Raw genomic sequence first — 22,608 nt, 5'->3', positions numbered from 1 at the left:
ATCTGGAAATTTTATGGTGTGACTGATAGAATGTTTTAAAAATAAACAGGAATAAATTTTAATGATTAGTTATTGTGGTTATATCGCTTTAGTTGGCAGGCCTAATGTGGGTAAATCAACCCTTCTTAATTGTATTATGCAGCAAAAAGTGAGCATTACCTCAAGAAAGCCACAAACAACTCGGCATAGTATCTTAGGGATACGTACTGAAGGTGAATACCAATTTGTTTATGTAGATACTCCTGGGATTCACCAAGGAAGTAAAAAAGCAATGAATCGTATGATGAATAAAACTGCGATTAGTGTATTGCGTGATGTGGATGTGATTGCTTTTTTAGTTGATGGAACGCATTGGCAAGACGAAGATGAATACGTTTTGAATTTAGTAAAACAAGCCAAAGTACCCTGTGTTTTAGTGGTAAATAAAGTGGATAAAATTGATGATAAAAGTCAGTTGTTACCATGGATAGAACAAATAAGTCAAAAACATGAATTTGCAGCAATCATCCCTATATCTGCAAAAACAGGAGTACAGGTGGATGAATTGCAAGAAAAATTACAGAATTATTTGCCTGAGGGGCCTCATTTATTTCCAGATGATCAATTAACTGATCGGCCTATAAAATTTTTATGTGCGGAATTGTTGCGGGAAAAAATTTTCCGCTTTTGCGGACAAGAATTACCTTATTCTGTTACCGTAGATATTGAATCTTTTAAGGATGAAGGCACTCTCGTGCGTATTCATGCATTGATTCTTGTGGATAAAGATAATCACAAACGAATGATCATTGGTGATAAGGGACAAAAGCTAAAAGAAATGGCAACGAATGCACGCGTGGACATGGAAAAACTATTAGGTAAGAAAGTATTCTTACAGTGCTGGTGTAAGGTAAAATCAGGCTGGTCGGATGACGAGCGTATATTAAAACAATTAGGTTATGACAACTAGGACAATAGCAGCTTGGGTTTTACACAAAAAATGGTCTGGGGATACCAGTGCTCAAGTCAGTTTTTTTACACGCGAGCTTGGGGTGATTCAATGTCTTTATAAGGGCGGACGTACCCCTAAAAAACAAGCCCTGTTACAACCTTTTACTTCGTTATGGATCAATCTTGCGGAACGTCGTGAGCGATATTATGTACAAACTACTGAAAGTACTTCCCCATCACTCCAGCTTACAGGCAGCTCGCTTTTTGCAGGTCTATATTTAAACGAAATTCTTTACTATGCCCTCAGTCGCAATTCTTCTGACTCGGCATTATTTGATGCTTATTTATTTACTTTAAATGCCCTTACATTAGCAAAGGAACGATTAGTCATTGAAGCGTTATTAAGACGTTTTGAGTGGACTTTACTGCATGCATGTGGTTATTCCTTTTCATTAACCCAGGAAGCGCGAACAACAAATTTGATTGTCCCTGATTCGTATTATCAATTTGTTGCTGGCGAAGGTTTTATTCGTGACAGCAGAGGAATTTCAGGTGCGCATATTCTTGCCTTGGCACAAGATAACTTAAATGAGGCTCCTTACCTTAAATCAGCAAAAATAATTATGCGTCAAGCAATCGATCATCTTCTGGGTGGACGCGAAATTAAAACAAGGGCTTTGTATCTTGCTGAGTGAAAAGAACTGGGAAAGCAGGTGAATGAATTCACGGAAATATTCCTGACTTAAACTGATGTAACGAAGATATATGTTCTAAGCAACTTGAGTTTAGGTCAGAATGGACTTTATACTCTTTATTTTATGTGTAAGGTGTAGAATGAATAAGCCAATACTATTGGGTGTTAATATTGATCATATAGCTACAGTACGTCAAGCACGTGGTACCCGTTATCCTGATCCTGTTCAAGCGGCTATTGATGCAGAAGAAGCGGGTGCGGATGGCATTACTCTGCATATGAGAGAAGATCTAAGACATATCCAAGCGCGTGATGTACGTTTGATCAAAGAAGTTTTGCAAACACGAATGAATCTTGAATTGGCAGTTACGGATGCCATGCTTGATTTTGCTGAAGAAATTTCACCCGAGCATACGTGTTTGGTCCCGGAAAAACGTGAGGAATTAACAACAGAAGGGGGACTGGATGTAATATTGCACCAAAAATCAGTAGACCTTGCTGTACGACGTTTGCAATCTATGGGTAGTGAAGTGTCTTTATTTATTGACCCAGATCGTGAACAGATCAAGGCTGCAGCAGATATTGGTGCTCCTGTTATTGAATTGCACACCGGTTGTTATGCTGATGCTACTGATGTGGAACAGCAACAGTATGAATTATCGAGAATACAACACGCTGCGGAATATGCAGCGAGTTTAAATTTGATTGTCAATGCCGGCCATGGTCTCAATTATCATAATGTGCAACCTATAGCGTCTATTAAAGAATTACATGAACTTAACATAGGCCATGCGATTATTGCCCGAGCTTTATTTTGTGGTATGAAAGAGGCGGTAAGACACATGCGTCAACTAATGCAGGAAGCAAGACTTTATGTCAACATCTGACGTGATTGTTATTCGTATTACCGGAGACTCAGGCGATGGGGTGCAATTGGTGGGAGAACAACTCACCATTAGCGCGGCACTTACCGGCCGAGATGTGCGGACCCTACCTGATTTTCCTGCTGAAATTCGAGCGCCAGCGGGTACTGTAGCGGGAGTTTCTGGTTTCCAACTGGCGATGGCCGAGCATGCTATATTCACCGCAGGTGAGTCGCTTGATGTGCTTGTTGCATTAAATCCAGCCGCATTAAAAAACTCCTTGCAACATCTGAACCAAGGCGGTTTGTTGATTATTAATGAAGACAGTTATCAAGAAAAGGATTGGCAAAAGGCGGGAATGGATAAGAGTTTTCTAGACAATTGTGCCGAACATTATCAAATTGTTTCATTTCCTTTAATCACCCAGACTCTACAGGCCGTGTCTTCGCTGGAATTAACTAAACCGCAAGCCACCAAAACCAAAAATTTTTATGTTTTGGGTTTGGTTTTGTGGTTATTTGATTTGCACACTACTGCATGCGAGTCGTTTATAGCTAAAAAATTCAAAGCAAACGCTGTTGTTGCTAAAGCCAATCAATTGGCGTTATTGGCTGGATATAATTATGCAATGACTTTAGAATTAACTCGCCGCGGTTATATGCTAGGTGAAGTGAATCGAGATGTGGGGGATTATCGGCAAATTACAGGGGTTGAGGCAGTGGGATTAGCACTCGCAACTCTTGCTACGTCGACACAAATACCGACCTTAGTTTCGGGATATCCAATTACTCCTTCTTCAGCAATCCTGCATGAATGTGCCCGCTTATCTGATTTTGGAGTACAACTTCTACAAGCAGAAGATGAAATTGCTGCAATTTGTGCTTGTATTGGCGCTGCATATGGCGGAAGGTTGGCTTTAACTACAACCTCCGGTCCTGGATTGGATCTAAAAAGTGAAAGTTTGGGTTTGGCTGTAGTTGCTGAATTACCTTTGGTTTTGCTTGATGTACAACGAGCTGGAGCTTCGACGGGCTTACCCACCAAAACAAGTCAAAGTGACTTGCGACAAGCACTTTATGGACGTCATGGTGAAGCGCCTTTGCCGGTGCTAGCAGCACAATCCGCAGCCGATTGTTTTTATACGACTTTAGAAGCATTTTATTTAGCCATTAAATTCATGACTCCAGTAATTGTTCTATTGGATGCTTATCTGGCAAATGCTGCTGAGCCGTGGAAAATCCCAGATGTATCTTCTTTAAAATTACCTCAAGTTGAATTTAACCGTTTTCCAAAACCGTTTACTCGGGATGAGTTTTTGAGTCGTAGTTGGAATAAGCCCGGTACTCCAGGATACATTCACCAATTGGGGGGGTTAGAAAAACAAGGTGAAGAGGGACGGGTAAGCTATGATGCTGAGAATCACCAAAAAATGGTTCATTTACGTCAGCAGAAAATCGATGGAATTGCACAAGAGTATGCCCCGTTGACAATTGAAGGGGATGCTAATGCAACCCTCATTTTAATTGGCTGGGGTAGTACCTATGGCAGTTTAAAATCAGCGGTGCAGCAATGTTTGGCAGAAGGGTTGGCGATTGCTTACGTGCATTTACGTCATCTGAATCCTTTGCCGAATGATTTAGGCTCTATTTTGAAAAAGTACGATAGGATATTCGTCGCAGAATTAAACTCTGGACAACTATGCCAAATTATTCGTGCCAGTTATTTGGTTGATGCACGTGCAATCAGTCAATCGAATGGACAGCCATTTACCGTCAGTCATCTGGTGAACACTATAAAATCGGAAGCCAACTATGAACAACAACTATAAACGTGAAGATTTTGCCAATGCAAATGAGGTTCGCTGGTGTCCAGGCTGTGGTGATTATGCAATTTTAATGGCTCTGCAAAAAATATTACCTGAGTTAGGCTTACCACCAGAACAGCATGTGTTTATTTCCGGAATAGGTTGTGCGGGCCGCTTACCTTACTATATGAATACGTATGGTTTTCATACCATTCATGGTCGAGCAACTGCGGTGGCAACGGGGTTAAAAGCGTTAAGGGATGATCTGTGTGTTTGGGTCATTACTGGAGATGGGGATGCTTTAAGTATTGGAGGCAATCATCTGATCCATATTTTGCGACGTAATGTAAACGTAAATATTTTATTATTTAATAATCAAGTATATGGTTTAACTAAAGGACAGTTCTCTCCCACATCACAAAAGGGCCAAGTAACGAAAACCTCGCCAAAAGGGGTGGTTAATGAACCTGTGAATCCGCTTACTTTAGCCCTAGCAGCGGGGGCTAGTTTTATAGCTCGTGGAGTAGATAAGGATCCCGTTCATTTGGGTTCAATATTAAAAAAAGCACAGGAACACCAAGGCTGTTCTTTTGTTGAAATTTATCAAGATTGTAATATTTTCAATCATGGTGCTTTCGATGAGTTTGCGCTGAAAAGTAATCGTGCCGAGAACACAGTCCTATTAGAAGAAGGGCAACCTTTAGTTTATGGTGCGCAAAAAGAGAAAGCTTTGAATGTAAAAGCAGAAGAGTTCGCTCGTGTTTCAGCAGAAGAAACTGGTCTTTATCGACATGACCCAACTAGCTTCGCCGCGGCGATACGACTCGCTTCCCTATCTTTTCCTGAGTATCCCGTTCCTTTGGGGATTTATTATCAAAAAACTCGAGATGTGTTTGCTCTTCCTCAAGAAGTCAAAAAGACTGTAAATGACTTACCGGAACTATTCAGGGCAAAAGCTACTTGGCAACAAAGTTAAATAGAGCGCTACGAGTACTAACGTCAGGAAATACCCACTGGTGAACACGTAGCCTATCCACCAGTGGATATTTACACCCAAAAAAAATCCCGGCAAAAACGAACCGGGATTTAGGTAGAGGAGAACGATAACTAGTCGCGGCCTGAAAATGCACTTAGTATATTAAGCAAGCTGACGAACAAGTTATAAATTGATACAAAAAGACCTACTGTAGCGGAAATGTAATTCGTTTCACCTTCATGGATAATTGCACTTGTTTGCATGAGAATTAATCCTGAAGAAATAAGTATAAAAATGGCTGAAATGGCTAATTGGAGCGCCGGAATTTGAATGAAAATTCCTGCTATCATTGCCAATAAAGCAACCATTACACCAACAAAAAGAAACCCACCTAGGAAGCTAAAATCTTTCTTAGTAGTTAATGCATAACCAGAGAGTGCGAAGAAAATAATTCCAGTACCACCTAGAGCGGTTGCAATTATTTGTGGACCATTAGAAAAATGGCTGATATAAAAGTTCAGCACAGGACCTAAGGTATAACCCAGAAAGCCCGTGAAGGCAAAAACGCTGACGAGTCCCCAAACGCTATTTCGTAATGCTTGAGTCAAAAACATTAACCCATAAACACCAACTATCATCAAGAGAGGATTCATTGGTCGTGCGCCGCTTGTAAGAGATAAAACGGCCATAAATGCACTGAACAAAAATGTCAAACCGAGTAATAAATAAGTATTACGCAGTACCTTATTGCTTGAGAGTGCAGACTCATTACTTCGCGTCAGAATAGTGACATTATTTCGGTTCATTGTTTAGAGCTCCTCTATGTTTATATTTAGTCTAGCATATCTATGGGTTAGTTTCCCATATTTCAAGTTTAAAACGAATTATTTTTGTTTTGAGGTTCTACAGTACTATAGTAGTATTATAAATAAATTTTGAGTAAGGTGTGTAGGCTGATCATTGTCTTAAGGGCAATTCCCTTAAATTATGAAAATCTGTCGTCCCCTCTAAGGTGGATACCCATTACGGGCAGGGCGTATTGATAATTTAAGAATAGATCCCAGGATGACAAAAAATTCTTAACTTAATGATCGCGATCCTTTAGGGTCCAGTTACCAGAATACGCGGAAAATCTCGACATTTTTGATGTCATAAATTTTAGGATTTATTATGGCACGAGCAGCATTAGTACAAATGGTTTCCTCAGCAGGAGTTGCTGATAACTTACACCAAGTCGAACAATTAATGATTCAATCTCGTGAAGAGCAAGCTGAACTTGTACTCTTGCCTGAGAATTTTGCATTTATGGGACTTCATGAAAAAGATAAATTGCAAGTTGGTGAAAGATTTGGCGTGGGATCTATACAACAAAAAATCAGTCAATTGGCAAAAAAATTAGGGTTATGGGTAATTGCGGGGACTATTCCTCTTAAAAGTTCAGGATCCAAAGTACGTGCCAGTTGCCTGGTGTATGATAATCAAGGTAAATGTGTAGCACGCTATGATAAGATTCATTTATTTGATGTAAACGTCTCACCAACTGAAGCATATCAGGAGTCAATGTCCATTGAACGCGGGCACCAACTGGCTCTTGTTGACACTCCAGTTGGAAAAATAGGATTAACGGTTTGTTATGATCTACGTTTTCCTGAACTCTACCAGCAGCTAATGTTGCAAGGAGCGCAAGTCTTTACGGTTCCTTCTGCCTTTACAGCTCTAACCGGCCTTGCACACTGGGAGGTATTATTGCGAGCCAGAGCCATTGAAAATTTATGTTATGTCTTAGCAGCAAATCAAGGAGGGCGTCATGAAAATGGACGAACCACTTTTGGTCATAGCATGATTGTTGACCCTTGGGGGAAAATCCTCACTCAAAAAGAAACGGGTACCGGAGTGGTGACAGCAGATATTGATTTACAAAACCAAAAGGAAATACGTCGAAAATTTCCCTGTATCGATCATCATGTATTAAACTTATAGGTAGATACTATTTTTTTGATCGCAAAACTAAGAGACACTATTTTTATTTATTAAGGTAATTAAATGACAGAAGCCCTTACTACAGCAAAAAAGATTTTACTAGCTCCTGCAGCACTGGATGAAACGGGTATAGAAAAATTATTCAAAACAATGATGAATCATCATATTGATGATGCCGATCTTTATTTTCAAAGTTGCAGTTATGAATCTTGGTATTTGGAAGATTCAGTAGTGAAAAGCGGGAGCTACTCCTTAGATCGAGGCGTAGGAATTCGCGCCGTTAGCGGTGATAAAACAGGATTTGCTTATTGTGATGATATTTTATTACCTTCGATGTTGCGAGCTGCTGATGCAGCCCGTTCTATTGCACTGACTGGTTCTAAACCAATTCAAGCCATTCAAGTAAAAGGAGCGGCTGTAAGTCGTTATCAAGGTTTAAATCCAATTGAAGGCATGAGTAAGCAAGAAAAAATTGCTTTGTTAGAAGCGATTGATAAAGAAGCGCGTAGTATTGATCCTCGTGTAATTCAGGTTAACGCTTCATTAAGTGGTTGCTATGAAGTTGTTATGGTGGCTGGAATGAATGGCCAAATGATTGCTGATGTCAGACCCCTAGTGAGTATTAATGTAAGCGTTATTGTAGAGGACAAAAATGGACGAAGGGAGTCAGCACGCTCTGGTGGGGGTGGGAGAGTACCTTATTCCTATTTTTATGAAAAAGAAAATGCCTTGAGTTATGCTCGAGAGGCAGTGCGCGAAGCCTTGATTAATCTGGGAGCACAACCTGCACCAGCTGGGACAATGCCAGTGGTTTTGGGCCCGGGTTGGCCGGGTGTTTTATTACATGAAGCTGTAGGACACGGTTTGGAAGGAGATTTCAATCGTAAAGGATTATCGGCATTTTCTGGCCGTATTGGACAACAAGTTGCAGCTCCAGGAGTTACGGTAGTTGATGACGGAACTTTAAAAGACAGACGTGGTTCTATAACTATTGATGACGAGGGCACTCCTTCACAATGCACTACGTTGATTGAAAATGGTATTTTGGTGAATTACATGCAAGATAAGTTAAATGCCAAATTGATGGGTATGAAGTCTACAGGTAATTGCCGTCGTGAATCTTATGCCCATGTACCTATGCCTAGGATGACGAATACTTACATGTTGGCAGGACACCATGATCCTGAAGAAATTATTCGTTCAGTAAAACGTGGTTTATACGCGGTCAATTTTGGGGGGGGACAAGTTGATATTACCTCAGGCCAATTTGTATTTTCTGCCAGCGAAGCATATCTCATTGAGAATGGAAAAATCACTGCGCCAGTTAAGGGAGCCACACTTATTGGTAATGGTCCAGATGTGATGAAAAAAATCAGTATGATTGGTAATGATTTGGGGTTGGATCGAGGAATAGGGGTTTGCGGTAAAGAAGGGCAATCTGTTCCGGTTGGAGTAGGTCAACCTACTTTGAAAATCGATGCTTTGACAGTCGGTGGAACAAGTTAATTTGGATAGGGTAACCTGGGTGAATCGAAACCGAACCTGGTTTTGTCTTAGAGAAGGGCTCCTGGGTTCAGCTATGCTTTCACCCAGGATTTAAAGATCTAAAACTTAACCTCTTAAACCAGCTGGAATTCTAACACTGATGGAATTGTTCGATTGGGCTTGTACTGTGCCACCCATACCATTAGTCACAGTATAAGCTACGGTAAATCTTGGATCCGCAGGATTATTGCTTTGATAACTACAAATGATGTTTCCTGAGGCACTGTTATAAGTCACTGAATCATTAAAATAGTTTATTAAATTAGCGGGAACATCTTGAACCGATCCATTAGAACGGAAGTATACTTGTAGTGTTTGAGATAATACAGATTCCACACCATAACCACCAATATAGTTTCCAAAATGGGTTACAGCAGTGGGTCCTTGAGTCGCCGGACAATAGACATTAATATCATAGGCAGTGGGATCCGCCATTGCGATTCCAGGAATAAAACTAGAAATCAATAATAATGAGCTTAAAGAGAAATTCTTAATCATAATAGTTCCTTCTATTTAATTAAAAGCGATGACAGGCGATTAGATTGTTAATTAATTGAGTTGTATTTGTCAATGAAAAGATCAAAAGTTTCTTTCAAAGTCATTCAAAAATCGAAAATCCAATTTTTTGCGGTTATTCTACGAGGTCTCAAAAGATTATCTTTTTTACCGTTTATTACACGCCTTAGGCCTTGTTCTCGCCAGCTAATTTATTAAGCAGAGAGTTTATCTCGAAAATACGTTCCTCTGAAGAAGTACTGTCTAGGTTAAAACGTAAGCGCTGGGGTCCTTCCATTTGATATCTTTTGGCATGTACTTGAATTAAATGAATCAATATGCCTGGATCAATAGAAGGTTTTTCGCTAAATTCCAGCTTACCTTGCTGGGCTCCCGCACTGATTTTTTGAATACCCATTTGTGCAGCTTTTAATTTTAATTCGGTAATCAATAATAAGTGTTTAACTTGTGGTGGTAATAATCCAAATCGGTCAATCAATTCGATTTGTAAATCATGCAATTGCTCTTTAGTTTTTGCATTTGCAATCCGTTTATACATAATGAGGCGGTTGTGAATATCAGGAATGTATTCCTCAGGAATAATAGCGCTGATTCGTAAATCGATCTCAGGTCCTTGGTGCATTGGCGCAGATAACTCGGGTGTTTTTCCTTCTTTTAAATCATGGACTGCTTTATCAAGCAGCTCCATAAATAAATTAAATCCAATTGCTTGCATGTTCCCACTTTGTTCTTCTCCTAAAAGCTCACCTGCTCCGCGAATTTCCATATCATGGGTTGCCAGGGTGAATCCTGCGCCTAAATCTTCTAATGATACAATCGCTTCTAAACGTTTGACTGCATCAGCAGTTAATACTTTTTCATGGGGAGTAAGTAAGTAGGCATAGGCCTGATGATGCGATCGACCAACTCGTCCACGTAACTGATGTAATTGGGCTAAACCAAACTTATCAGCACGATCAATAATAATTGTATTGGCTGTAGGAATATCAATACCCGTTTCAATGATTGTGGTGCAGACTAATACATTAAAACGATGGTGATAAAAATCAGACATTACCCGTTCTAACTCACGTTCTCGCATTTGTCCATGTGCGCTGCGGATTTTGGCTTCTGGAACTAGAGTTTGCAAATCCTGACACACACGTTCGATTGTTTCTACATTGTTATGCAGGAAAAAAACCTGACCGCCTCTAAGAATTTCTCTTAAAATGGCTTCACGAATGGTTGGATCTTTTTTCTCCTGCCAGAACGTTTTAATTGCAAGGCGTTTGGCCGGAGGGGTTGTCATCAGAGAAATATCTCTAATTCCAGCCATAGCCATATTCAGCGTTCTTGGAATTGGAGTAGCAGTCATGGATAAAATATCCACATGAGTCCGCAACGCTTTAATGTGTTCTTTTTGTTTGACTCCAAAACGATGTTCCTCATCAATAATCAAAAGTCCTAAATTTTTAAAAGAAATATTACTTTGGAATAATTTATGGGTTCCTATGACTATATCAACTGTTCCTGATTTCAAGCCAGTAAGAACTGCTTCCGTTTCTTTATTGGAACGAAAACGTGAAAGTAATTCGATATTGATGGGGAAATCAGCAAATCGATCGCGGAATGATTCGAAATGTTGCCCGGCCAAAAGAGTTGTTGGCGCTAGAATGCAGACTTGTTTATTACTTTGTACTGCAACAAAAGCAGCTCTCATCGCTACTTCAGTTTTACCAAAACCTACATCCCCACAAATTAAACGATCCATAGGTCTTGGGGATTCCATGTCTTTTATAATTTGCTCAATTGCGCGTAATTGATCAGGTGTCTCTGTAAAGGGGAAGGCGCTGGCAAATTTTACATATTCATTATGATCTATTTGATATTGATATCCTGGTTGTGCCTCTCTTTTGGCGTAGAGATCTAATAATTCGATCGCTACATCATGGATTTTTTCGACCGCCTTTTTCTTTTCCTTTTGCCATTGATCCGAACCTAATTTGTGCAAGGGTGCATGTTCACTATCTACACCTGTGTAGCGGCTAATAAGGTGGAGTGAAGTAACCGGGACATAAATTTTGTCCTCACCCGCATAAGTAAGAACTAAAAATTCACTAGCAAATCCGTTGGATTCGATATGTTGCAGTCCCTGATAACGTCCTACTCCAAACTGCAAATGGACTACTGGAGCGCCAACACGTAGTTCTGCCATATCACGGATAATTAAATCGGGATCAATCGTCTTTTGTGTACCCCGTCTTTGTGGTGTACTTTGCTCTCCAAATAATTGAGATTCAACAATGATTGCGATATGGCTTTGATTTAATTCGCATCCATAAATTAGATCTCCAGTGGTGATGTTAAGCGGGGCTGTATCGTTAAGAAAATCCTGCCATGAAGATTGTACTTTAGCGGAAATACCACTTGGTTTTAACAAATCAAGTAGCACTTCTCGTCGGCCGGCACTTTCGACCACAATTAAATAACGCCGGGTGGAATCCGCACAATATGCACGAAGTTGACTTAAAGGTTCTTGGGTTTTCCTATCAATTGGTAATTGTGGGCCGGGTACGATATCAAAATTAACCACAGCACCTTTCTTTTCCGAGGGATTTTGGAATAATCGAAGTTGTTTATACGTATTGGCTTTAGTTAATAATTCAATTGGATTAATGAAACAGGCTGTAGGTGGTAAAATAGGCCTGCTGATATCATATCGTCGTTGCTCAAAGCGCTCATTCAATTCTTGCCAGAATTGTTCTGCATTATTTTGAATGTTTTCAATCAAACAAACCTTGGCATCCTCTGGTAGATAATCAAAAAAGGTAACGGTTTTGTCAAAGAATAAAGGTAGATAATATTCGATTCCAGAAGGGAACTGACCTTCACTGATCGCTTCATAAATGGGACACTGGCTAGGATTTACGGGAAATAACTCTCTAAAAGCCCGTCGAAAGAGCAGTTGACTTTGTTCATTTAAAGGAAATTCTCGTGCAGGTAGTACATTAATTTCTTTAATTTTTTCTATTGTACGTTGCGTTTCAGTATCGAACTCCCGCAGACTGTCAATCTCATCATCGAAGAGTTCAATTCGGAATGGTAAACCAGAACCCATAGGATAAACGTCGATAATTGAACCGCGTAGGGCAAACTCACCATGTTCAAGAACTTTATTAACACAATGATAACCGGATTGTTGTAACTGGTTACGAAAGGCAGTTAAATCCAGTTTTTGTCCTTCCTTAAGCATCAAGGCATATTGATTTAAAAACTCAGGTGGGCAGAGCCTATGCATTAATGTGCTTGCCGAAGTGATAACAATTGCATTAGTGACTTGTTGAATTCGGCTTAAGGTATATAACCGTTCGGAAATAATGTCTTGATGCGGCGAGAATTGATCGTAAGGAAGTGTTTCCCAATCAGGAAAAAACAATAACTCTTGGGAGGTATTGGCGCCTAGAAAAAAATTCAATTCTGCCTGTAACTGATTTGCGCTGAGATTATCCTGAGCAATCAATAACTTAATACCAGGAGTTTGTTGGCAGTATTCAGCCAATGCCAATGCCAAACTGCTTCCATGGAGTTGTCCCCATATTTGCTTGGCTTGGGTAGGTTGATAGAGCAGGGTATTGTTGGACATAGCTTAGGCAAATCAAATTTAAAAGTTAGCAATTATACCTTATGTGTGTTTTTGGTTCATCTTAAAATTACAGTTTATTAAAATGCCAGTGTTTTCTTAGTATCGTTTAATGGTTTTAAGTCCAATCATTTATTTTAATATCAAAATGATTTAATAAAGAGATGACTTCAGGAAATGAAAAACGTGCATGTTTAATTCTATTTTCGTTGGGATTGATTAGATAGTTGATGGCATTTGTGAAATCAGCAGAATTTAAATTTGTGTGGAGAAACAGACTGTTCAGTAGGTCGGAATCTACAAAATTTGCATGACATAAATTTGCTTCCCTGAAATCAATATCATGCGCTTTACATTCTTCAATAATCAAATTAGAAAGTTCAAGCCCATAAAAACTGGAATGGCTTAAGTTGCTCCTATAAAAATAAAGTGGACTAGTCAGTTTGACTAAGGGCCAGCTTAATTCCGTCCAGTTTACTCCAATGATTTTTGAGTTTTTAAATGAAACCTCTGAAAATTTACATCCTGGAAATTTTGCCAATGTAAGATCGCAAGATTCAAAATCACAATCAGTGAAGGTTACAGTAGTGAAAATAACGTCAGTAAATTTGCACTGCTTGAACTGACAGTTTTCAAATTTAATCTGTTCAATTCGTGTTTTTTCAATACTAAATTGGGTGAATGTTTGATTAAGATAATTTTTTTCAGTAAATGGAGACGTCATATAACTTTTCTTTTTTAAGCTAATGTTGGATTATACTTGTGTGAAGTGAAGCGATCCCTGGATTGAGAGTTTATTTAGATCGTATCTTCGGGTTAAGCTGCCTTCACCAAGGCTACAAAATTCTAGATCAATTTATGCTTCATTTGTTGTATCGGTTTCAATGAGTTCCAACTCATCTAATTCGATATCAACTGACTCAATTTTTTGGAAACGCGATGTAATTTTTTTGGCGGACGTATTTACTTCACTGACATCTTGATGTGCCAAATTGATATGTTTGGAGAGTTTGTCCATTCTTTTTTCAAAACGTTGAAAATCATCTGCCAAAGCTTGGAGATGTTTTTGAATAATGTGAACTTGTTTACGAGTAGCGTCATCTTTGAGTACCGCTTTAGCTGTCGTAAGTACGGCCATTAACGTGCTTGGGGAAACAAGCCATACTTTTAATCTTTGAGATAATGAAATTAAGTCTGGGTAATTGGCATGTATTTCTGCAAAAATGGATTCCGCAGGAATAAACATCATGGCACCATCGGTAGTTTCATTTGGAATGATGTATTTATCTGCAATGTCTTTAATATGTTTCTGAATGTCTTGTCGAAATTGCTGTTGTAATGATTTTTTTTCGACTGAACCCGTCTCAGTATTAATTAACCGTTGGTAGGTTTCCAAAGGAAATTTAGCATCTATTACTACATTACCCGTTGGCTCAGGCAAAAATAAAATACAATCAGCTCGTTTCTGATTACTTAATGTATGTTGCATCGCAAAATGGTTGGGTGGAATCATGTTACTTATGAGTGTCGCCAGTTGTACTTCACCAAAAGCTCCTCGTGCTTTTTTGTCTACTAGTACATCTTGTAAACTAACCACATGGCTTGATAATTCAGTGATTTTCTTTTGTGCTTCATCAATGATCGTTAATCGTTTTACTACGTCAATAAAAGTGGACGAAGTTTTTTCAAAGCCTTCAGTTAATTTATGGTTAACTTGTTGCGTTAAGGTATGGAGATGAGTGCGAATTTCTTCAGTGAGTAACTGTAAGTGAGAGGTGAGCGAACTGGCATGTTGTTTAAAGCTATGGCTAATTTGCTCACGAACATCCGTCATTTGTTTTTGGACGGTATCATGGATTAGCTGTTGGGTCATTAATTGTCCTTGGGCAATTTTCTGACTTACATCCAAGTGAACCTGGTGCAGCTGCATGGTAAAAGATTCCATAGTCTTTTCATTACACTGCCGGCTCAGTTTTTTTTGCTGGCTTTGGGTAATCAAAAGCCAAATCAAAATTAAAAATTGCAGGGCTAAAGCACATGCTATGCCCTCAAGTAAGGTCATTGAAGATAAAAATTGCATTCATTAGTCCAAAAGTTGACTTAGTTTAATCGTTTGATCGTATTGATAAACTGGTTTTAATTGCCCGTAATCAGTCAGGTGTAAATAACCAACAGAAAGCTGATCCTCTGCTAAATGTGCAGGATTGTCAAAGCTAAATTTAATTATTTGTTTTCCTGGTTCGAGCCATTGTGCACTTTGTGCTGTTTCAATAGGAATATCTATTCCTTTTGAGTTTTTCTTGTATAAAACGCTTTGTAATGCATAACGACTTCCTGTCGCTACTTCTACCGTTGCGGCTAAAGTTAAGGGGTTAGAGGAAATTTTTTTTATACTAACTAGACTGGCAGAAGGTATTGCATAGGAAAACGCAGCTCGGCCAGTGCGATGAAGAGGGCTATTATCACTAAGTTCGCATAATACATCCACATCGATGTACCAATTCACTCCATGAGGATTCACATCAGAAGATAAGACAGCGCTGGCTTGGAATTGATTACGTTTTACCTCTTTTATTTTGAGAGGTATAGTTTGGTTGTCAGGACCTACTAGCGTAGCATCTATATCCTCTACTGGATAAGTGGTTACATTATCTTTTAGGGTAATAAGTGCGTTAAATTGAGCTCCATATTGATATTGTAAGGCCGATGGTTCAATTTGGAGATAAATCAATGAATATTTTTCAAAAACATCAATCAGATAAGTATGTGCTTCATTTTCAGAGTCTGCTGATTTGCTTTTGATTATGAAATTTCCCGCACCTAAATCAGGTTTGATTTGGAGCATGGTCTGATGTGAACCGATTTTTAGCGACTCATCTATAGCTTCATCTTGACTGTAGAGGGAAGAAGCCTCTTTTAAACTAATGAATGAACCGGAGCCACTTTTTAACTCCAATTCAGGCATGGATTTGTTTTTTTCCAAAGGAATAATGCGTATTACAGCCTCGGCAGCTTGAACCGGTAAGTTGACACCCTTTTGCAATTGAGCAGCGGTAACTCGCTGCTGATAACTGTAACTTTTTTGAATGTTGCTTTCTGCTTTATTTAAAGGACTGGCCGCAATCTTCCAATGATCTTGTAGGCTTTCATGAGGTAAGCTATCGCAAATATCACAATCATACGATTTAACTGGAATTTGTGGTAAGTTGTATGCGTTGACCTGTGCGCAACAAAATAAAGACAGAAAAGTAAGAGTAGTTCTCATTTTGCAGCTCCTTTTGAATCTAAGACAGAAATCAATATTTTATCGAGTCCAAAACATGAATGACGACTTTGGTTATGACTCAGTGTCGTTTGATCTTCCGTTTGTTCTTTATCGTAAAACCAAACGGATCCCGCAGCAATTTGGGAACTGCAATTTAAAAAACCATCTGCACAAGAATCCAAATAGATTTTAGCAAGCCTTAAACCGCTATTGAGTAAATAACCGTTACAATAACTGGCTGAAGAAAAAGGGGAGGAGATAACGTTAGTTCCTATCACTGAATCAAAAGGTACGGGCAAGGAGGGACGTTTTTTAGTGCCAAATAAGAGTTCTTCATTATAGATATGCATGTCACCTACACGTTGTTGTTTCACTGCATCGCCTGTATATCCTAATAACCAACTCAAGCTGGCTTCAAAAATTCCTCCGTTGAGAAGCATATCGGCGAGCGGGGTCCCTCCACTTGAAGGTGCTAATGCGATAATTTTCTTAATTTTTCTTTTTAATAGCATGTATCGTTTATCATAGGTTGGATTAGAGAGAATCCAACGCATTACATTGGCGCCATTGGAATGTGTATAGAGAATTAGAGAGTCAATTTTTTTATGATTTATAAAATCCAATAACTGATTCGCAGTACACCCCGCAACATCTTCCTCCCACATATATTTGCTGTAATCACAATGAACTACATAATAATTTCCAGGATTAGGAAGTGCTTGGGCTATATCTTGAATAAAATCGGTTTTCCAATACCCCCCCTCGGCATCTTCTCGGTGGTCATTTGTTCCATGTATAAAAGCAATACCCAAATTGCCATATTCATGAGACTGAGAAAAAGCATAAGTTATTGCAGAGAATGCAAATAAAAATACTGCGACTAAGATACGTTTAAAATCCATTTTATCACGCCTCGGTTCTTGTTGAATCGATATGTATCTATAGCATATTTTTTAATGATAAACTAATGTTTTAAGATCATTGCTTACCCTTCAGTAAGGTTATAAATTGATGCAAAGCTGGGGGTGAGGGGACATATTTTTAGAAGCAATGGCTTCTGGGTTTGAATTATGGATGGAAATGAATGAGTATTGATGAGATTAAGGAACAAATAGCTGAGTTGAAAAATAAAATTAGGAAATATGATTATCATTACTATGTCCTTGATGAGCCATTGGTTCCTGATGCCGAATACGATAGATGTTTTCGCGAATTACACGATTTAGAAACGAAGCATCCTGCATTATTGACGGCGGATTCCCCCACTCAACGTGTGGGGGGTGCTCCTGTAGATGCATTCATGCCGGTTACTCATCGGCAACCGATGTTGTCTCTATCGAACGTATTTACTGAAGAAGAACTGCAAGCCTTTATTAAACGAGTTACCGAAAAACTCGACGAACCCATTCAGCAATTAGTTTTTACTTGTGAACCTAAATTAGATGGCCTCGCTGTTAATCTCACCTATGAAAATGGAACATTGGTTTCTGCTGCAACACGTGGGGATGGAACTACTGGGGAAAATATTACAGCCAATATCAAAACAATCGCTGCGGTTCCTTTGGTTTTAAGAGTGTCCACACCACCTCGTATTATCGAAATACGGGGTGAAGTGTATATGCCGAAAGCAGGCTTTGAAGAATACAATAAAAAAGCTAAAGAGGCTGGCGAAAAAGTTTTTGCTAATCCTCGTAATGCTGCAGCAGGTAGTCTACGGCAATTGAATCCTGCAGTGACAGCAAGTAGGCCTTTAGCTATTTATTGCTATGGAATAGGAGCTTGCGAAGGGTACAGCTTACCGAACACGCATTGGGAGCAATTGCAATTACTAAAAGAGTTTGGTTTTAGAGTCTCTTTAGATACCAAAAAAGAGATAGGTATTAAAGGATGTTTGGATTATTACCATAATATATTAGCCAAACGTGATCAACTTCCCTTTGAAATTGATGGGGTTGTTTATAAGATTGACAGTATTCCTTTGCAACAACAACTTGGCTTTATTTCAAGAGCACCTCGATTTGCTTGCGCCCATAAATTTCCTGCCTCAGAAGAGATGACGCAACTTTTAGCTGTTGATTTCCAAGTAGGAAGAACTGGCGCTTTAACTCCTGTGGCACGTTTGGCACCGGTCAATGTGGCAGGCGTAACTGTAAGTAATGCAACATTACATAATATGGATGAAATTATTAGAAAAGATATCCGTATTGGTGATAGTGTCATTATTCGTCGTGCTGGAGATGTTATTCCTGAAGTGGTTTCTGTTGTTCTAGAAAAACGCCCTGCACATACCAAAGAGATTGAGTTACCTAAAACATGTCCTGTATGTGGTTCTGAAGTGGTGCGTGAGGAAGGTGAAGCGGTTGCTCGTTGTGTTGGTGGGTTATTCTGTAAGGCTCAATTGAAACGAATGATGTGGCATTTTGCTTCTCGTAAGGCCATGTATATAGAGGGATTGGGAGCTGTACTTATAGAACAGTTGGTGGATGAGGGAATTGTCCGTCATTTACCGGATCTGTACAGGCTTGATGTTAATACCCTGTCAAATCTTCCCCGTATGGGAGAGAAGTCGGCCAAAAATTTATTAGATGCTTTAGAGCAAAGTAAGAAAACAACCCTTAGTCGATTTCTTTATGCTCTTGGAATTCGTGAAATCGGTGAGGCGAGTGCGCGGATGTTGGCAGAGCATTTTGGAGATATTGATGCTATCTCTAAAGCAACAGAAGAAGAGTTGATGAATTTGCAAGATATGGGTCCTGTCGGTGCTTTTAATGTGGTCCATTTTTTCGCTCAGGATCACAACCGCAAAGTTATCGAACATTTATTAGCCCTTGGAGTTCATTGGCCAAAGCTGGAGAAGAAGAAAGTCAATAAAGAACATCTTTTATTTGGCAAAACAGTCGTTTTAACCGGAACTTTAAGTACTATGGGTCGCGAAGAAGCTAAAACAAAATTGTTAGCTTTAGGAGCTAAAGTAAGCGGTAGTGTCTCTGCTAAAACAGATTACGTGATTGCTGGAAGCGAAGCTGGGTCCAAATTGGATAAAGCAAATGATTTGGGTATTGCTGTTTTGGATGAAGAGAAATTTCTGGAAATGTTGGATAGTTAGAAGTTATCGCTGCGATGAGAGGAGGTTTTGGGTCTGCTGAAGTAAATGGCGAGGTTCGCTCATTATCTTCTTTGGGGAAAAGATTTTTTGATCACTGGTTTGTCGTCCTTGAGACGCCTTTATATAAGGATATTTTTTTGAATCGTATACGGCGAATGGTTCTGATTGTACTGCTTTTAAAAAGCTTTAGCTTCGCTTATGCTTGGCCTTGGGTTTTAAATAATCCCTATCCACAAGTGCAATCAAAAGAAAATATTTATTATTCATCCTTTTCCGAACAGCCTAAAACTCTGGATCCCGCACTCTCTTATTCAACGAATGAGTCTATTTTTATTGCCCAAATATATGAACCTTTGTTGCAGTATGATTATTTACAAAGGCCGTATCAATTAACTCCATTAATAGCTACTGAAATGCCCCAGTTAAGGTACCTGGATGCGCAAGGTAATCCATTGCCTGAAAACAGTCAGCAAATTCCTACTTTTAGCGTTTATACGGTACATATTAAAAAAGGAATTTATTACCAGCCTCATCCTGCTTTCGCTAAAGATGATAAGGGCATATACCGTTATCATCATATAACAACGGAATATTTAGATGATAAAGGAATTAATCAATTGTCTGATTTTAAGCATACTGGGACACGGGAATTGATTGTTGATGATTATATATATCAAATAAAACGTTTGGCGAATCCTCAATTAAGCTCTCCGATTTACGGTTTAATGAATGATTATATTGTGGGTTTTGCGGAATATGGGCAAAGCCTACCTAAAAATAATAAATACATTGATCTGCGTAATTACCCTTTAAAGGGACTTAAAAAAATAGATGACTACTCGTTTGAGATCACGTTAAAGGGAGAATATACTCAATTCCAATTTTGGTTGGCTATGAGTTTTTTTTCCCCCATACCCTGGGAAGCGGACTTTTTTTATTCCCAACCAGGAATGCTGGACAATAACATCACTTTGAGCTGGTTTCCTGTAGGCACAGGTCCTTTTATGTTGGTAAAAAATAATCCCAATCGAAGTATGGTTTTACAAAAAAATCCAAATTTTCACGAAGATTATTATCCAAGCATGGGTTCAGATGAAGATAGAAAATTGGGATATTTGGTTAATGCGGGTAAACGCTTACCTTTTATTGAAAAGGCAGTTTTTACACTCGAAAAGGAATCCATTCCCCGATGGAATAAATTTTTGCAAGGTTACTATGATAATTCTGTTGTAGGTGCGGATAGTTTTGATCAAGCAATTCATACGAATCGATATGGCAAAGCAGAACTAACTCTTGAGATGCAAAAAAAACACATGTACCTCACGGAAGAGTTACAGCCTTCAACCTACTATATGGGCTTTAATATGCTTGATAAAGTAGTAGGTGGTTCAAGTGAACGAGCCCGAAAGTTAAGAAGGGCCATTTCAATCGCGGTAAACTATGAGGAAAATATAGCAATTTTTCATAATGGCCGAGGTATTGCTGCCCAAGGACCCATTCCACCCGGTATTTTTGGTCATAAAAAAGGTAAAGAAGGAATTAATCCCTATGTTTATCAATGGAATAATGGCGATATAGAACGACGTCCTATAAGTGATGCCAAAAAACTCATGGTGGAGGCAGGCTATCCTGATGGAGTGGATCCCGCTACTGGAAATCACTTGATTTTACATTATGATGTAACCACAACAGGAGCCCCTCAGGACAAGTCGCTCTTTGATTGGATGCGTAAACAATTTGCCCAAATAGGCATTGATTTAAATGTTCGTGCGACTATGTATAATCGTTTTCAAGAAAAAATGCGCACTGGAGATGCCCAAATATTTAGTTGGGGGTGGGTGGCAGATTATCCGGATCCTGAAAACTTTCTCTTTCAATTGTATGGTGCCAACGGAAAAGTTAAATTTAGTGGTGAGAATGCCGCAAACTATCAAAATCCTGAATTTGATCGCCTCTTTAATTTAATGAAAAATAGAAAAAATGATGAGCAAAGGCAGAAGTATATTGATGAAATGCTGCAAATTGTGCGAAATGATGCGCCATGGGTCTGGGGGATACATCCGGAAGAGTTTGTTTTATCACAAAACTGGGTTACACGAGTGAAGCCCAATACTATGTCTTTTGCAACTTTAAAATATATTTCTCTCAATGTGCCTGAACGCAATAAATTGAGATTACTTTGGAATCAACCTATTTTTTGGCCCTTGGGTCTCTTGTTTGTGCTTATTTTAATTCTAGTTCTTCCTTTGGTTATTGCGTATTACAAGAAAGAAAGAAAACCAGCAGAACGGACCTCTCTATCATGATCAAATATTTATTTCGTCGAGTAAGTTATTCAATACCTATTCTTTTTGGAATTAATCTCATTACGTTTATTTTATTTTTTATGGTGAATACACCTGATGATATTGCGCGGATGCATTTAGGACAGAAACATGTGGAGCAGCAAGTAATTGAGGATTGGAAAGCAGCGCATGGTTATGATTTACCCTTATTCTACAACGAACAAAAAACAGGCATACAAAAAATACAAGCCACCTTGTTTTTTCAAAAATCCCTGAAGCTTTTTACTTTTGATTTTGGTGTCTCTGATTCTGGACGTGATATTAGTGAGGATATTACCTATAGGATGTGGCCTAGTCTTTCAATCGCAGTCCCTGTTTTACTATTGGATATTGTAGCTAACATTATTGTAGCTATGGCCATGGCTTTTTTTAGGGGGACTTACCTTGATTTAACTGGTGTGGTGCTGTGCATTATTTTAATGTCCATATCCAGTTTGTTTTATATTATTGGTGGCCAATATCTTTTTGGTAAATTATTGCGTCTCGTACCCATTTCAGGCTATGACGGGGGAGTTGATGCGTTGAAGTTTGTTATTTTGCCAGTTACAGTCGCAGTACTTAGTGGTTTGGGGGCTGGTGGTCGATGGTATCGTACTTTATTCTTAGAAGAAATGCACAAAGGCTATGTAAAAACGGCAAGAGCCAAGGGGTTATCTGAGCAAAAAGTAATGTTCAAACATGTATTAAAAAATGCAATGCTACCCATATTAACTGGTATCGTCGTGCTCATTCCTTCACTATTTATGGGTAGCCTAATCTTGGAGTCGTTCTTTGGCGTACCCGGCCTAGGCAGTTATACGATTGACGCGATTCAACAACAAGATTTTGCTATAGTAAGGGCTATGGTGTTTTTGGGCTCAATTCTTTACATTGTTGGGTTGGTATTAACCGACATCTCCTACATGGTGGTCGATCCTCGGGTGAGGTTATCATAAAAAATATAATGATGAGATTATTTGAGAAGA

The 22,608-nt window shown here is 39.0% G+C and carries 17 protein-coding genes; 10 read left to right on the top strand and 7 right to left on the bottom strand.

All coding sequences use genetic code 11. The features are described from left to right. Nucleotides 1-61 precede the first annotated feature (61 nt). The 5 genes from era to ACWTE2_RS20090 all read left to right on the top strand — a co-directional run bounded on the left by era (nucleotide 62) and on the right by ACWTE2_RS20090 (nucleotide 5,267). A complete protein-coding gene (gene era / locus ACWTE2_RS20110; RefSeq protein ID WP_182391016.1) occupies nucleotides 62-949 on the top strand; it encodes a GTPase Era in 888 nt (295 codons plus the stop codon). Continuing rightward, nucleotides 939-1,625 carry a DNA repair protein RecO gene (gene recO, locus ACWTE2_RS20105; protein WP_182391015.1) on the top strand — a complete coding sequence of 229 codons (687 nt, stop codon included), beginning with the start codon at nucleotides 939-941 and terminating at the stop codon, nucleotides 1,623-1,625. Before era ends, recO begins: the two co-directional genes overlap by 11 nt. A gap of 139 nt (nucleotides 1,626-1,764) precedes the next feature. Beyond that, nucleotides 1,765-2,511, top strand: a complete 747-nt coding sequence (gene pdxJ, locus ACWTE2_RS20100) for a pyridoxine 5'-phosphate synthase (protein ID WP_454784071.1) — start codon at nucleotides 1,765-1,767, stop codon at nucleotides 2,509-2,511. Next, nucleotides 2,498-4,315 carry a 2-oxoacid:acceptor oxidoreductase subunit alpha gene (locus ACWTE2_RS20095; protein ID WP_454784070.1) on the top strand — a complete coding sequence of 606 codons (1,818 nt, stop codon included), beginning with the start codon at nucleotides 2,498-2,500 and terminating at the stop codon, nucleotides 4,313-4,315. The genes pdxJ and ACWTE2_RS20095 overlap by 14 nt, the downstream gene beginning before the upstream one ends. After that, nucleotides 4,299-5,267 carry a 2-oxoacid:ferredoxin oxidoreductase subunit beta gene (locus tag ACWTE2_RS20090; protein WP_454784069.1) on the top strand — a complete coding sequence of 323 codons (969 nt, stop codon included), beginning with the start codon at nucleotides 4,299-4,301 and terminating at the stop codon, nucleotides 5,265-5,267. Before ACWTE2_RS20095 ends, ACWTE2_RS20090 begins: the two co-directional genes overlap by 17 nt. A gap of 131 nt (nucleotides 5,268-5,398) precedes the next feature. Here the strand turns inward: ACWTE2_RS20090 and ACWTE2_RS20085 are convergent, their stop codons facing one another. Then, on the bottom strand, nucleotides 5,399-6,073 hold the full coding sequence (locus ACWTE2_RS20085; RefSeq protein ID WP_454784068.1) for a Bax inhibitor-1/YccA family protein: 675 nt from the start codon (nucleotides 6,071-6,073) through the stop codon (nucleotides 5,399-5,401). 364 nt (nucleotides 6,074-6,437) lie between these two features. On the opposite strand from ACWTE2_RS20085, the gene ACWTE2_RS20080 reads away from it, so the two are divergent. After that, a complete protein-coding gene (locus ACWTE2_RS20080) occupies nucleotides 6,438-7,247 on the top strand; it encodes a carbon-nitrogen hydrolase family protein (RefSeq protein ID WP_454784067.1) in 810 nt (269 codons plus the stop codon). Between the two features lie 63 nt (nucleotides 7,248-7,310). Further along, nucleotides 7,311-8,753 (top strand): metalloprotease TldD, encoded by a 1,443-nt coding sequence (gene tldD, locus ACWTE2_RS20075; protein ID WP_182391009.1) that lies wholly within the window; start codon nucleotides 7,311-7,313, stop codon nucleotides 8,751-8,753. 105 nt (nucleotides 8,754-8,858) lie between these two features. Here tldD and ACWTE2_RS20070 read toward each other — a convergent pair whose 3' ends face one another. The 6 genes from ACWTE2_RS20070 to ACWTE2_RS20045 form a co-directional block, all read right to left on the bottom strand. Next, nucleotides 8,859-9,290: a hypothetical protein gene (locus ACWTE2_RS20070; RefSeq protein ID WP_454784066.1), complete on the bottom strand. Its 432-nt coding sequence runs from the start codon at nucleotides 9,288-9,290 to the stop codon at nucleotides 8,859-8,861. Between the two features lie 184 nt (nucleotides 9,291-9,474). Next, a complete protein-coding gene (mfd, locus tag ACWTE2_RS20065; protein WP_454784065.1) occupies nucleotides 9,475-12,930 on the bottom strand; it encodes a transcription-repair coupling factor in 3,456 nt (1,151 codons plus the stop codon). Nucleotides 12,931-13,045: 115 nt separating this feature from the next. After that, a complete protein-coding gene (locus ACWTE2_RS20060) occupies nucleotides 13,046-13,651 on the bottom strand; it encodes a pentapeptide repeat-containing protein (RefSeq protein WP_182391006.1) in 606 nt (201 codons plus the stop codon). A gap of 132 nt (nucleotides 13,652-13,783) precedes the next feature. Continuing rightward, complete coding sequence (locus tag ACWTE2_RS20055; protein WP_454784064.1) at nucleotides 13,784-15,007, bottom strand: DNA recombination protein RmuC; 1,224 nt, start codon at nucleotides 15,005-15,007, stop codon at nucleotides 13,784-13,786. Between the two features lie 3 nt (nucleotides 15,008-15,010). Then, entirely contained in the window at nucleotides 15,011-16,192 is a 1,182-nt protein-coding gene (locus ACWTE2_RS20050; protein ID WP_454784063.1) for a DUF4785 domain-containing protein, read from the bottom strand. Continuing rightward, nucleotides 16,189-17,094, bottom strand: a complete 906-nt coding sequence (locus ACWTE2_RS20045) for a hypothetical protein (RefSeq protein WP_454784062.1) — start codon at nucleotides 17,092-17,094, stop codon at nucleotides 16,189-16,191. The genes ACWTE2_RS20050 and ACWTE2_RS20045 overlap by 4 nt, the downstream gene beginning before the upstream one ends. Before the next feature lie 182 nt (nucleotides 17,095-17,276). Between ACWTE2_RS20045 and ligA the strand changes: the two genes are divergently transcribed. The 3 genes from ligA to ACWTE2_RS20030 all read left to right on the top strand — a co-directional run bounded on the left by ligA (nucleotide 17,277) and on the right by ACWTE2_RS20030 (nucleotide 22,578). Then, nucleotides 17,277-19,298, top strand: a complete 2,022-nt coding sequence (ligA, locus tag ACWTE2_RS20040; protein ID WP_454784061.1) for an NAD-dependent DNA ligase LigA — start codon at nucleotides 17,277-17,279, stop codon at nucleotides 19,296-19,298. A gap of 155 nt (nucleotides 19,299-19,453) precedes the next feature. Further along, nucleotides 19,454-21,604, top strand: coding sequence for an ABC transporter substrate-binding protein (locus tag ACWTE2_RS20035; RefSeq protein ID WP_454784433.1), 2,151 nt, complete (start codon nucleotides 19,454-19,456; stop codon nucleotides 21,602-21,604). Continuing rightward, the gene (locus ACWTE2_RS20030) at nucleotides 21,601-22,578 is read left to right on the top strand and encodes an ABC transporter permease (protein ID WP_454784060.1); all 978 of its coding nucleotides are present in this window, start codon (nucleotides 21,601-21,603) and stop codon (nucleotides 22,576-22,578) included. The genes ACWTE2_RS20035 and ACWTE2_RS20030 overlap by 4 nt, the downstream gene beginning before the upstream one ends. Nucleotides 22,579-22,608: the final 30 nt, after the last annotated feature.

The organism is Legionella nigrisilvae (genome assembly GCF_977063395.2).
The sequence above is the reverse complement of the archived record's forward strand: the minus strand, read 5'-3'. Positions and strand labels throughout refer to the sequence as shown.

What these genes read in the sequence shown, in the direction of transcription:
- recO (WP_182391015.1), top strand. Translation starts at nt 939, where the DNA reads ATGACAACTAGGACAATAGCAGCTTGGGTTTTACACAAAAAATGGTCT.
- ACWTE2_RS20070 (WP_454784066.1), bottom strand. Translation starts at nt 9,290, where the DNA reads ATGATTAAGAATTTCTCTTTAAGCTCATTATTATTGATTTCTAGTTTT.
- ACWTE2_RS20080 (WP_454784067.1), top strand. Translation starts at nt 6,438, where the DNA reads ATGGCACGAGCAGCATTAGTACAAATGGTTTCCTCAGCAGGAGTTGCT.
- ACWTE2_RS20050 (WP_454784063.1), bottom strand. Translation starts at nt 16,192, where the DNA reads ATGAGAACTACTCTTACTTTTCTGTCTTTATTTTGTTGCGCACAGGTC.
- ACWTE2_RS20095 (WP_454784070.1), top strand. Translation starts at nt 2,498, where the DNA reads ATGTCAACATCTGACGTGATTGTTATTCGTATTACCGGAGACTCAGGC.
- ACWTE2_RS20035 (WP_454784433.1), top strand. Translation starts at nt 19,454, where the DNA reads ATGGTTCTGATTGTACTGCTTTTAAAAAGCTTTAGCTTCGCTTATGCT.
- ACWTE2_RS20090 (WP_454784069.1), top strand. Translation starts at nt 4,299, where the DNA reads ATGAACAACAACTATAAACGTGAAGATTTTGCCAATGCAAATGAGGTT.
- era (WP_182391016.1), top strand. Translation starts at nt 62, where the DNA reads ATGATTAGTTATTGTGGTTATATCGCTTTAGTTGGCAGGCCTAATGTG.
- pdxJ (WP_454784071.1), top strand. Translation starts at nt 1,765, where the DNA reads ATGAATAAGCCAATACTATTGGGTGTTAATATTGATCATATAGCTACA.
- tldD (WP_182391009.1), top strand. Translation starts at nt 7,311, where the DNA reads ATGACAGAAGCCCTTACTACAGCAAAAAAGATTTTACTAGCTCCTGCA.
- ACWTE2_RS20085 (WP_454784068.1), bottom strand. Translation starts at nt 6,073, where the DNA reads ATGAACCGAAATAATGTCACTATTCTGACGCGAAGTAATGAGTCTGCA.
- ligA (WP_454784061.1), top strand. Translation starts at nt 17,277, where the DNA reads ATGAGTATTGATGAGATTAAGGAACAAATAGCTGAGTTGAAAAATAAA.
- ACWTE2_RS20030 (WP_454784060.1), top strand. Translation starts at nt 21,601, where the DNA reads ATGATCAAATATTTATTTCGTCGAGTAAGTTATTCAATACCTATTCTT.
- mfd (WP_454784065.1), bottom strand. Translation starts at nt 12,930, where the DNA reads ATGTCCAACAATACCCTGCTCTATCAACCTACCCAAGCCAAGCAAATA.
- ACWTE2_RS20045 (WP_454784062.1), bottom strand. Translation starts at nt 17,094, where the DNA reads ATGGATTTTAAACGTATCTTAGTCGCAGTATTTTTATTTGCATTCTCT.
- ACWTE2_RS20060 (WP_182391006.1), bottom strand. Translation starts at nt 13,651, where the DNA reads ATGACGTCTCCATTTACTGAAAAAAATTATCTTAATCAAACATTCACC.
- ACWTE2_RS20055 (WP_454784064.1), bottom strand. Translation starts at nt 15,007, where the DNA reads ATGCAATTTTTATCTTCAATGACCTTACTTGAGGGCATAGCATGTGCT.